10 protein-coding genes are annotated in these 12,985 nt (G+C 31.7%); all 10 read left to right on the forward strand.

Annotated elements, in window-relative coordinates; genetic code table 11:
• Positions 1-63: 63 nt before the first annotated feature.
• The 10 genes from bsdE14_RS13315 (at position 64) to bsdE14_RS13360 (ending at position 12,973) form a co-directional block, all read left to right on the forward strand.
• Positions 64-372: a hypothetical protein gene (locus bsdE14_RS13315; RefSeq protein WP_264850442.1), complete on the forward strand. Its 309-nt coding sequence runs from the start codon at positions 64-66 to the stop codon at positions 370-372.
• Positions 373-733: 361 nt separating this feature from the next.
• Complete coding sequence (locus bsdE14_RS13320) at positions 734-3,166, forward strand: type I restriction-modification system subunit M (RefSeq protein ID WP_264850443.1); 2,433 nt, start codon at positions 734-736, stop codon at positions 3,164-3,166.
• On the forward strand, positions 3,160-4,290 hold the full coding sequence (locus tag bsdE14_RS13325; protein ID WP_264850444.1) for a restriction endonuclease subunit S: 1,131 nt from the start codon (positions 3,160-3,162) through the stop codon (positions 4,288-4,290). The genes bsdE14_RS13320 and bsdE14_RS13325 overlap by 7 nt, the downstream gene beginning before the upstream one ends.
• 1 nt (position 4,291) lies before the next feature.
• On the forward strand, positions 4,292-7,387 hold the full coding sequence (locus tag bsdE14_RS13330; protein WP_264850445.1) for a type I restriction endonuclease subunit R: 3,096 nt from the start codon (positions 4,292-4,294) through the stop codon (positions 7,385-7,387).
• On the forward strand, positions 7,388-8,095 hold the full coding sequence (locus bsdE14_RS13335) for a M48 family metallopeptidase (protein WP_264850447.1): 708 nt from the start codon (positions 7,388-7,390) through the stop codon (positions 8,093-8,095).
• A 314-nt stretch (positions 8,096-8,409) separates the two neighbouring features.
• Complete coding sequence (locus bsdE14_RS13340; RefSeq protein WP_264850448.1) at positions 8,410-8,958, forward strand: hypothetical protein; 549 nt, start codon at positions 8,410-8,412, stop codon at positions 8,956-8,958.
• A gap of 5 nt (positions 8,959-8,963) precedes the next feature.
• Positions 8,964-9,590 carry a hypothetical protein gene (locus tag bsdE14_RS13345; protein ID WP_264850449.1) on the forward strand — a complete coding sequence of 209 codons (627 nt, stop codon included), beginning with the start codon at positions 8,964-8,966 and terminating at the stop codon, positions 9,588-9,590.
• Positions 9,591-9,649: 59 nt separating this feature from the next.
• Positions 9,650-10,150, forward strand: a complete 501-nt coding sequence (locus bsdE14_RS13350; RefSeq protein ID WP_264850450.1) for a hypothetical protein — start codon at positions 9,650-9,652, stop codon at positions 10,148-10,150.
• 317 nt (positions 10,151-10,467) lie between these two features.
• Positions 10,468-11,367 carry a hypothetical protein gene (locus bsdE14_RS13355; RefSeq protein WP_264850451.1) on the forward strand — a complete coding sequence of 300 codons (900 nt, stop codon included), beginning with the start codon at positions 10,468-10,470 and terminating at the stop codon, positions 11,365-11,367.
• A gap of 1,435 nt (positions 11,368-12,802) precedes the next feature.
• Positions 12,803-12,973: a hypothetical protein gene (locus tag bsdE14_RS13360; protein WP_264850453.1), complete on the forward strand. Its 171-nt coding sequence runs from the start codon at positions 12,803-12,805 to the stop codon at positions 12,971-12,973.
• The last annotated feature ends 12 nt before the right edge of the window (positions 12,974-12,985 follow it).

The raw sequence follows: 12,985 nt of genomic DNA on the forward strand, positions 1-12,985 counted from the left end.
ACGGAAACCAGGAACCCAAAGGTTATGCCAACCTGGCTTCCTTATAAATGGAGAGTATATTATATGAATACTACAGGTTTTATAAGAGGTTATATAGCTAGATCAATGGATTATGATAAATTTTTCAATCATGTTATAGATTGCATTGGTCAAGAGTTTAATACTAATGCTAAAGTAGAGGATTTAGAGGATAAGTATAGAATTACTATAAATAATATGACTCTTGATTTAAGCAAAGATACATGTAGTGTGTTAAAGAAAACTTCCCCGTATGCACTTGATAAATATATATTAGAAGAGTTAAAGACAAGGGGATTTGATTTTAATATAAATAGAAGCCAATATATCCAGTATTGCTATGGAATTTTTTAAGCCGAAGGATTTCAGTAATATAACTATGGAAATAAAACTTAGAAAATCAATTAGTTATGCCATTATTAGATACAACGCAGCACAAAGATTTAGTAGGAAACTTTATTTCTAATATAGTGCTAGAGGTGATTGTATTTGTTGTTGAGTAGGAGAAAAATAATATCAAACAAAAATAGCAAGAAGGTATCTATATAGCTAAAAAAGGTAGAATATCTAGGTTGAACTAAGGTTAAACTTCCTGAACAGATATGAAGTTTGAAGTTATGTAAATTAAGATGTTTTTATAACGTTTTTACATAGCGTAATATAGAGATTGATATTAAACTTTAAAGTAAGTAAATTTAAAAGGAGAAGTGCAAAAATGGCAATTAAAAAGAGTGAACTATACAGCTCCCTATGGGAAAGCTGCGATAAGCTTAGAGGTGGAATGGATGCATCTCTGTATAAGGATTATATATTAACATTACTATTCGTAAAGTATGTAACTGATAGATATAAGGGAGATAGATTTGCAGAAATTATAGTACCAGAAGGCGGAAGCTTTGATGATATGGTGGCTGCTAAAAACAAATCAAATATCGGAGAAGAAATAGATAAAATAATTTCAAAACTGGCAGAAGCAAACAACCTTAAGGGTGTTATTGATGTTGCTCAGTTTAATGATGAAGAAAAGATAGGTAAAGGTCAGGAAATGGTAGATAAGCTTACAGAGCTTATTGGAATATTCCAGAATCCTAAACTTGACTTCAAAAGTAATAGAGCCGGTGGAGACGATATATTAGGAGACGCCTACGAATACCTGATGCAGAATTTTGCAACAGAGTCCGGAAAGAGCAAGGGACAATTTTATACACCTGCTGAAGTTTCAAGAGTAATGGCTAAGGTTATAGGTATAGCAAATGCAACTAGTTCTTCACAAACTCTTTACGACCCGGCATGCGGCTCAGGTTCATTACTTATTCGTGCAGCAGATGAGGCATCAGTAAATATAACAATTTATGGCCAGGAAAAAGATGTACCAACAGCAGGTCTAGCAAAAATGAACTTGGTACTTCATAACAAGGCTACTGGTACAATAGCCAGAGAAAACACACTGGCACATCCCTTCTTTAAAGAAGGAGACCAAAACAGCAATGAGCTTAAGCGTTTTGATTATGTTGTAGCAAATCCGCCCTTTTCCCTAAAAGCATGGGGGTTAGGTTTTAATCCATCTAGTGATGTATATAGCAGATTTACAGACTATGGGTTACCACCAGAAAAAAATGGTGATTATGCCTGGTTACTTCATTTAGTTAAGTCTATGAAAAGTACTGGAAAAGGAGCAATAATCCTTCCCCATGGTGTTTTATTCAGAGGCAATGTGGAAGCAGCCATAAGAAAAAATATTATTGATCATGGCTATATAAAAGGGATAATAGGTCTTCCTGCCAACCTTTTTTATGGAACAGGAATACCGGCATGTATCATAGTTCTTGATAAAGAAAATGCTTCTTCTCGAAAGGGCATATTTATGATAGATGCAAGCAAGGGCTTTATTAAGGATGGAAATAAAAACAGACTTAGAGAACAGGATATACACAAAATTGTTGATGTGTTCACCAAACAATTAGAAGTGCCAAAGTATTCAAGATTAGTGCCTAATGATGAAATAAAAATAGACAATGACTACAATCTTAATATACCTCGTTATATAGATAGCAGCGGGCCTGAGGATGTTCAAAACATTGAAGCACATCTTAAAGGCGGTATTCCAGCAGAGGATATTGAAAAGCTTGAAATGTTTTGGTCTGTTTATCCATCACTTAAAACTGTTTTGTTTTCAGAATGCGAAAGACCAGGGTTCTTAAAGCTCAATGTATTAAAGGATGATATAAGGAGTACAATTTTTGAGCATGATGAATTTGTGAATTATGGGAAAAAGGTACACTCGGCTGCTAATAATTGGATAGATTCAAATAAAGAAAAGTTAAAAAATCTTAAAATTGGAGATAATCCAAAGAAATTAATAAATGATATTGGTGAACAAATACTTGAAATATTCTCTGAGGTATCTCTTATTGATAACTATGATGTTTATCAACAGCTTCTTACCTACTGGGGAGATATAATGCAGGATGATGTTTATGCAATTTGTTATGATGGCTGGGAAGCTGGAAGAGAGATAGATATAGAATACACCACTCCTAAAAAGGGTAAACCAAAGGAAAAGGGCTTTGAAGGAAGAATTATTTCCAAAACGCTTATTATTTCTGAGTACTTTAAGTCAGAACAAACCGCCATAGATGATTTAGAAGCTAAGAAAGATGAAGTGGTAAGAAACTATGAAGAACTTTATGAAGAATACAGCGGAGAAGAGGGGCTATTAAGTGAAGTTATAGTTGACGAAAAAATAAAGCCAGCAGACTTGAAGGCAAGAATTAAGGAACTTAAAAAAGAAAAAAGCAACGATGAGGAACTGGCAGTATTGCAACAATATGAAAAGTTATTAGAGGAAGAAGCTGCATATAATAAAAAAATAAAAGAAGCTAAGGAAGCTCTTGATAAGAAAGTAAAGGATAAATATAAGATACTTACAGTTGAAGAGATAGAACATCTTGTAGTTGATTTAAAGTGGAACAAGAGCATATTTGAAGGTATTGAGGCTATATATTCTGCAGTATCTCATAACCTTGCAAGCCGTATAATTGAATTGGCAGAAAGATATGAAACTACATTATTGGAGTACAATGATGAGGTTGAAGAACTTGAAGCTAAAGTAAAATCTCATTTGGAGAGGATGGGGTTTGCATGGTAGAAAATGTGCTTGAAGGATATAAGAAAACTGAAGTTGGTGTAATTCCAGAGGAATGGAAAGTAAGAAAATTAAAGCAAATAACTAATATGAAAAGTGGAGTAAGTATTACTGCCAAGGATATTGATGAATCTGGTGAGTATCCTTGTTATGGGGGAAATGGTCTAAGAGGATATACATCTAGGTTTACTCATAATGGAAGGTACGCTCTAATTGGACGACAAGGAGCTTTATGTGGAAATGTTCAGTATGTTGAAGGAACTTTTTTTGCATCAGAACATGCAGTTGTTGTAACTCCAAATCCAGAAATAGATATTGAATGGCTATCGTATATGTTGATTGATATGAATTTAAATCAGTATTCGGAATCATCAGCACAACCAGGTTTATCTGTAACAAAGATACTGGAACTTTCAATACCCGTGCCATCAAAGAGAGCTGAACAAACTGCTATATCTACTGCTTTATCCGATATTGATGAACTAATTAACTCACTAACAAAGTTAATTGATAAAAAGAAGAATATTAGGCAAGGAGTAATGCAGGAACTGCTTAGGGGTAGAAAAAGACTTAATGGATTTAGTGGGGAGTGGGAAACGAAAATCGTTGAGGAGATTGCAGTTGTTTCCAGAGGAAGGGTAATAAGTCATAAGGAAATATCTAATTCATTACTAAAAAAGTATCCTGTGTATTCATCACAAACAACAAGTAATGGAATAATGGGATATATTGACAGTTATGATTTCGATGGAGAGTATATTACATGGACAACTGATGGTGTAAATGCAGGAACAGTATTCTATAGGAAAGGTAAATTTAACTGCACTAATGTGTGTGGGACAATTAAACTACTACACGGAAATCACTATTTTGTTGCGAAAAGACTTGAGTTAGAGACAGGTAAATTTGTGTCTAAAAATTTAGCTAATCCTAAGCTAATGAATGATGTTATGAAAAAAATTACAATAACAATCCCACCAACCATTAAAGAGCAAACAGCTATAGCCCAAATTCTTACTGACATGGACAATGAAATAAATAAACTAACTCAAAAACTCGACAAATACAAAACCTTAAAACAAGCAATGATGCAGGAACTTCTTACTGGTAAAAGGAGATTGATTTAATATGAATGTGGGGGAAATAGAAAGAATAACACAGGAAAGAGTAGTTAAACTTTTTATTGATAAGTTGGGGTATAGCTATTTAGGTAATTGGGAAGAAAGAAAAAATAGTAATGTAGAAGAGGAATACCTTAAAAAACATCTTAAGAATGCAGGGTATTCCCCTGTGCTTATAACAAAGGCAATTAATGAATTTGTAAATAATGCTTCTAATCAGCAGTTATCTTTGTATGACCTAAATAAAGAGGTTTATTCTGCACTGCGATATGGGGTAAAGGTTCGTGAAAATCCTGGAGAAGCACCTAAGACAGTTATGTTAATTAACTGGAAAGAGGTTTGGAAAAATGATTTTTACATCGCTGAAGAGGTAACTGTTGAAGGAAGCCATTCAAAACGACCTGATATTGTATTATATGTAAATGGTATTGCTCTTGGAGTTTTGGAGCTTAAGAGAAGTACTGTATCTGTAAGTGAAGGTATTAGGCAAAATATTGATAACCAAAAGGAAAATTTTATAAGACAGTTTTTCGCCACCATGGGGTTAATAATGGCCGGTAATGACAGCGAAGGCATAGCCTATGGGGTTATAGAGACTAAAGAAAAGTATTACCTTTCCTGGAAAGAAGATAAGGATGCAGAAGATAAAATTTCAAAGCATATACGAACCCTTTGTGACACAGTAGATTACAAGCTGGATAAAAATATAATAAGCATATGTGAGCAAAATAGATTTCTTGAAATACTATATGATTTTATAGTATTTGATAGAGGAATCAAAAAAGCTTGCCGTCCTAATCAGTACTTTGGAGTAAAAGCAGCACAGGAAAGATTAAAGTCACGTGAGGGCGGTATAATCTGGCACACTCAAGGTTCAGGAAAAAGCCTAACCATGGTATGGCTGGCTAAATGGATTAAAGAAAATAAAAAGGATTCTCGTATTCTAGTTATTACTGACAGAGAGGAATTAGACGAGCAGATAGAAAAGGTATTTATGGGTGTAGGTGAATCTATTTATAGGACTAAAAGCGGTAGGGATTTAATCAATAAATTGAATGAAGCTACTCCTGTTATGATTTGTTCTCTTGTTCATAAGTTTGGCAGGCGCGGCGGAGAGCTTACCGATAAAGATTATGAAAGCTATATAGATGAAATAAAAGATAGTTTGCCTAAAGATTTTAGAGCAAAAGGTGATGTGTATGTCTTTGTTGATGAATGTCATAGAACACAGTCTGGTAAGTTACACAAGGCCATGAAAGCTATACTGCCTAATTCTGTATTTATTGGTTTTACAGGTACGCCTTTAATTCAAAAGGATAAACAGTCCAGTATAGAGATTTTTGGAACATATATTCATACCTATAAATTTGATGAAGCAGTTAAGGATAAGGTAGTATTAGATTTACGCTATGAGGCAAGAGATGTAGATCAGAATATTGTATCCCAGGAAAAGATAGATCAGTGGTTTGAGATTAAAACAAAGGGTCTGACAGATGTAGCTAAAGCACAGTTGAAACAGCGGTGGGGAACCATGCAAAAGATTTTTAGCTCAAAGTCACGCTTAAGTAAAATTGCAAGTGATATATATTTCGATATTTCAACGAAGGATAGGTTGCAAAATGGCAGAGGAAACGCCATGCTTGTAGCAGGCAGCATATATGAAGCCTGTAAGTACTACGAGTTGTTTCAGGATATGGGACTTAAAAAGTGTGCTATTATAACTTCTTATAATCCTAATATATCTGATATTAAAGGAGAATCTGTTGATACTGACAGCGAGACAGAAAAGCTGGAAAAGTATGAGATATATCAGAAGATGCTTGGTGGTAAAGATTCAGCTACTTTTGAGAAGGAAGTTAAAGATAAGTTTATAAATGAACCAGCGCAAATGAAATTATTAATAGTTGTTGATAAGCTATTAACGGGATTTGATGCTCCATCAGCTACTTATCTTTATATTGATAAATCCATGAGGGACCATGGATTGTTTCAGGCTATATGCCGTGTTAATAGACTTGACAGTGAAGATAAGGAATATGGATATATCATAGATTATAAAGACTTATTTAAAAAGCTTGAAAAAGCTGTTGAAGATTATACCTCTGAAGCTTTTGATGCTTATGATAAGGATGATGTAAAGGGGCTTCTTAAGGATAGGCTTAAAGAGGCCAAAGAACATCTGGAAGAGCTTCTTGAAGGCTTAAGAGCTCTTTGCGAACCAATAGCACCGCCTAAAGGAACACTTGAATGTCAAAGATACTTCTGCGGGATTAATGCAGAGGATTTGGAAGAATTAAAAAATAATGAGCCTAAGAGAGTAGCTTTGTATAAACTGACAGCTTCATTAATACGGGCTTATGCAGAAATTGCACCAGAGATTACTGATGAAGCTGTTGGATATACTTCAGTACAAGCAGTAGCTATAAAGAAAGAAGTTGAAAGTTATATAAAACTTAGAGATGAAATAAAACATGCCAGTGGTGATTACATTGACCTCAAAAAATATGAGCCAGATATGAGACATTTAATTGATACCTACATTAGTGCTGAGGAAAGCAGAAGAGTATCTGCCCTAGAGGACATGTCACTTATAGAGGTTATTGTAAACCGTGGAGTAGACTTTGTAGATGAATTACCAGAAGGTATAAAAAAGAATAAAGAGGCAGCAGCTGAAACTATTGAGAATAACGTTAGAAGAAAGATAATAGAAAAAACAGAAACAAACCCTAAGTACTTTGAAAAAATGTCTCAGCTCTTAAAAGAACTGGTGGAACTGCGAAAAAGAGCTGCTGTTAGTTATGAAGAGTATCTTAAGCAAATAGTAGAGCTTACTAAAAAAGTTCACAAGCAGGAGAATGATACAAATTATCCGGAAGATATAAGAAAATCAAAGGCATTAATGGCTTTATATGATAATTTGGACCATAATGAAGAATTGGCTAAAAAGATTCACAACTCAATTATAACAGATGGACAAGATGGATGGAGAGGAGACCCAAGCAAGTCAAGAAGAATAAGGGGAATAATTTATTCATATATTGGCGAAGATGGAGATAGGTTAGAAAAGATTTTCAAAATAGCTGAAAACCAAGGAGAATATTAAGTGGAGAGCTTAACAATTAATAATATAGAAATAGAAGTACAAAAGAAAAATATAAAGAATTTGCATTTGTCGGTGTTACCACCTAGTGGCAGAGTAAGAGTTTCAGCACCACAAAATATGAATGATGAAGCTATTAGGGTATTTCTTATCACAAAAATCGGCTGGATAAAACAGCAGCAAGAAAAGTTTAATAATCAGCCAAGACAGACAGAGCGTGAATATGTCTCAGGTGAAAGTGTTTACTTATGGGGCAGAAGATATAGGCTTGAAGTGGTTTACTCTAATATACGTAATGATATAAAAATTCATGGAGACAGGCTTGTTCTTCAAGTGCGAGAAGAAAGTTCAACAGAACAACGTGCAAATGTGTTAAACGCTTGGTATCGAGATAATCTAAAAAAAGAAATCCCAAAGCTATTAGAAAAATGGCAAAAAATTATCGGTGTTTCTGTTAATGAATGGGGAGTTAAGAAGATGAAAACTAAGTGGGGGACATGTAACGCGGAAGCTAAGCGTATTTGGCTTAATCTGCAGCTAGTAAAAAAATCCCCTCAGTGCCTTGAGTATGTTATTGTTCATGAATTGGTTCATTTGTTAGAGAAGAAGCATAACAAGATATTTACAGGCTACATGAATAAGTTTTTGCCCGATTGGAGAACAACTAAGGCAGAACTTAATGCACAAATATTAGATTATATGGAGGAATAGTTTCTGGTAGATTAGGTTGGCATAGTGATTTTTTAAGAATGTCTGAAAGGACGGAAAATTAACTTTAGAGTACTGAATAGTTAGTATTGAGTACTCTTTTTTTATGGAGTCATTGAATTGTTTTAAATACAATAATATGTTAGGATGAGTCTATTAAAAGTGATAATTAAAGGAAACATCGACTATTTGCTGGTTCTCTAAGAACTCATGCTCGTAATCTAGTTTCCTACTATTTCAATAATATTATGCTTTGATTTAAAATTATTGTACACTTAGTTTTCAAAAATGTCAAATATTTAGTGGGATAAAGTTTAATGAGATGCATAACTTTTGCAAGTGAAAGAACAAATGGAGAAAGGTCTTTTACATATTTATGGACTGAGTTATTTGATGATTTTACAATAGATATATATCGAGTAAAATCAATGAACTCTAGGACGATTCTTGAAGAATTGTTTGAGGTAATTTGTCGTGTAGAAGAAGGTACCTGGGACAGTAGTAATATAAAGCTTGTTTCAGCGGAAGCAATCAAATTGACTGAAGTTGATAGGATATTAAAGGATACAAAGTTTTATTCTTCAATGGCTCATATTATAGGTGCATTAGCGGTCAACAATACAGCTGAATCCGAATTTACAAAGGTTAAGATATTATTATCATCAATAATAGAAAAAATGAAGAATACATATTATGATAATTTAGTCGAGGGCCTAGTTAGAGAAATAGAGCAAGAAAATTATGAAAATATTCAATGGTATACTAATTTTTGGCAACAGAAGTTGTGCAAAGAGGCTATTCATAAGTTTATGTCAACTATATTAGTAAAAGATTATATGGAATTCAGCCCTTCATTACAAGTTTAAATTTAATGGTTAGAAGCTTAAGAGGTAATTCTGAAGAGTATACTGTTTATTTTAGTATAACATCTAATATTATTGAACATATCCCAGAAAAAGTGTTAGATGTATGGTTTCTGGACAAGATAGATGCTGAGGTAAATAAAAAATTTTCAAGTTTTGCTACAGAACAAGCAAATAAAAAATTTGGGAAAGCGTGCATAAGTGCAGTAGATGCTGATTCTGCTGCAATGATCGCGAGATCAAAGTTAAGTACAGCACTTGATTTGGTAAGCTTTGGTTTAAGTAAGAGTACTAATATTATTACAGTAGGTAATAAATGTTTGGTTATTGCAAGAAGTGGATTTGAAAGCATCTGTAATTCTGAAATTATGCTAACTGGAAATTCTAAAAATGATGATTCAAAATTAGATAATGTAGATAGAATGATTTTCACAATTATTAATTCGACTGATGTAACTGAAAATTCCAAGAATAAAATAAAGAGTGCTTTTAGATATTTTCGTTTGATTAAAGAGTCTAATAATATTGAACATAAGTTTTTAAATTTATGGATAGCATTAGAAAAGCTAGTTAAGGCAAGTGGAAGCCTTGCAAGCTTAATAGGGTCTGTTGTAGATATATACCTAAGTGCATAGCAATAGGACATATTAGCCTAATAATTAGAGATTTTATTGATAATATAATAAGATGTAGGGTGACGATACCGGAGTCTTTAGCCGAATATATTGATAAAGCTAATAAAGAAAAGTTTATAGAACTTGTAAGAAATGAAGCTTTATACAATATACTCATAGAACAAATAAAGATTGTATCTCAGTTACTTGAATATAGGTTAATTAAGCTAAGAGAGGATTTCTCTAAATCGGATAGAATTCAGAAATATATAGAGAGATTCCGTGCTGAAATAGATTATCAATTAGTGAGAATGTATAGGACTAGAAATAGAATTTTTCATGGTGCCGCTTTTGATTTGACTATTTCGGGGTTAGCTTCAAGTCTACTATTAATAGTAAATAACATAATAAATATAGTTTTGTTTGAAATGTCTCATTATGATGAATTAAATGAGATTTTAAAAGTGTTGTTAAAATACAAATATACATATGTACAACATTTAGCTAATCTTAAAGGAGATAAGAGAAATTTACTAGATTTAGATATAATAATTAGCCCTTTTAATATTATGTGGCCTTAAATAAATGTAAGTTTATAGCTTTTTATCATTAGATTTGTTTGAGGTATACAGGAATGAGCATTATCAAATAAGATGAGGAAAATAAATATGCTTGAAGAACTAACTTTCAGTGAAATCTACAGTCCTAAAAGCACGGGCACGTTTATTGTACCATTAAATATCTCACTATGAGATAAAGTTAATGCTAAAAGTCGTAATGATAATAAAATTACATGGGAAGATGAATTAAGATCAAAGATATATACTGTAATGTTACATAAAATTTGGTATGCTATTACTAAATTTTATTATAAAAACTTAAGAAATGGGGGATATTTATGAGCAATGAAGAGATTATAGAGGAAATAAATAAGTATTCTGAGTCAGTTGAAGATACGATTTACATGCTAAAACCGTATTTGTTTGAGGGTATAGGATATAGTTTGCCTACAAATAGTTCGCCAGAGTTTCGAAAGCATATTGATGCGGCTATATTATTATATAAGGAGAAAGACCTAGAATTTAAAAATGCTAGAACTGTATTAGACTCATTAGATTTGAACTATTATATTAGGGACAATCAAACTAACTCCATAGACATCATACAAGATAGCATAGTAAAAATATCTTCATTTTGTGCTGAGTTGTTATGTAGATTTGATAATTATCTTACAAACAAGAACATTGGAAACCATTGTTTTCTTGTAGCTATGATTAGACTGAAAGCTACATTTCAAAGTTCTGTTATACTTCTAAGAAATGGTTATTATATGGAAGTATCAACAGTATTTAGATTAATTTATGAACAATTATGTTGGTCATGTTACGCTGTAGAACAAACACATATAAATAATATAAAAGATAAAAGTGTTACCAAGACAATTAAATATATTAAAAAGATTAATGATAGATATCCAGAGCTATATTCCATTTTTTCACGTGAGGCACATATTGATCCTAAGATAATAAAAGATTACTTGCGTGAAGAATCTAGCGGCGTAAAAGTACTTAACCGTTCAGGAAAAGAGTGTCGTGAAAAGACCATTTATTTAATTTTACTAATAAAAATATACGTTGAGATTATCCAATATTCACTTGAAAAGCATTTGATTTTATCAAATGATAAAAATAAAGAGTTTCAGGAGATTATAAATCTGTCACTTCAAAATATAGCATATATAAACAAAGCGTTTAAAGGAGATGATAATATAAAATTGAAGTACAGTAATTTATTGTGAATGTAATTTGAATATATGTAGACATATTAAAGGATAACACAAAAAAATAAGAAATAGATAGAACATAGTTAGCCTAACTAAATAAGTAATTAATATTAGTTTGCAAACGTGAAAGAAGTTTTTTATTATTTTTCTTTCTTAAATAGAGTTATTAATTGATGGGTAAAAGTATTGCTATAATTGAATTATTAGTGATTTCATATAAAGTAATGTTGTTAATATTAATACTTGAACATGATTCTTAATTAGTAGGTCATGCAATTTTCATGGCAGAATTGTTGGCAAAATTATAGGACTCGAGAGATTTTAAAAAAACCTAGGAGAAATACAATGACTTTTGAGACAAGCTGTAAGAGTATACGAGGTTTAGCCAGAATTCTTAAAATCTATAAGTAAAATATCTACGAACTAGTTGGCCGGAAAGCTGTAATCTCAAAAGCTAACAAGCATTAAAAATAAAATACTTTAATACTATATAGCAACTTTAAAAAAGTATAAGGAAAGGATTAGCTTATAGGCAAGATCCTTTCCTTTTATTGTTAGAAAATTTTTTGGTAGTATTGAAATTTATTTATATTTTGATTCCTAAAAACTCCTCTATTAAATAAAATATAAATTTTATAATAGTAAAAATTAAATTTTTAAAGGGTTATGTTTACTTAATTGTATTATTATGGTATAATGAGGTTGCATTATAAATTTTGATTTAACAGGGCATAGTTATTTCCTGATGTGGATATTAATTTTCAAGTTGGTTTTCAATTGTCATAGTGTTCAAATATTATGTGGATGTAAATTGTTAGTGGAACTAAATATAAGCATTTTAAATGTGAAGGATATAAATTATAGGCAGAACTTTAGTTTAGGTTGTGTCGGTATTTATTTTTCTTCGCATTTTTTGCTTTCTATTCTTTAAGAGACAAGGGATTTTAATGAACATAAGAAATTAGAAATACAATTTATTGGAGCATCAAAATAAATAACATTTAATTAAAGCACCGACTTAAACAAAAGCTCAAAAATAATAAAACACAATTCTTAATGAGAGATAAATTCATTAAGTATACCAAGGACTTTAAAATATATGTTATTCCGTTATGGGGCAAAAGATAAGAAAAAATAAAAGTATAATGAAAAGCTAATAAAAAGCATATTGTTAAATTATAGTATGGTTTACATATTCAGTTACAATGCAAATATATAGATTTTTAAAAAAGTAAAGTCAAATTTAAAATTTATACCTAAGATAGTTTTGCTTATATATTAAATTTATACTAGGCATTTAATCAAGTAAAGCATTAAATGTTATTGGAGGTAGGTGGTATAAAAAGAATTCAAACAAAAGTGAAGAAAAGTAAAAAACGATAGTTGAGAAATTGATTAACGGTAGTTCTATTAATGTAAAATAATAAAAATTCAAATGGAAGGAGCCGTTATGTCCAAGGAGATAATAGAAATTCATATTTACTACGGACAAGAAGAATTTGAGAAGCTATTCGAGGAATTGATTAAGGCTACTATTGGGAGCCAAGAACTACCATATAAAAGTATAAAGGAGAAATGCTATAATGATGATATCACACAATCACCATCCACTAAGGTTTAGTGAGGTGACTAT

Source organism: Clostridium omnivorum, from assembly GCF_026012015.1.
In the GTDB taxonomy this organism is placed as follows: Bacteria; Bacillota; Clostridia; order Clostridiales; family Clostridiaceae; genus Clostridium_AX; species Clostridium_AX omnivorum.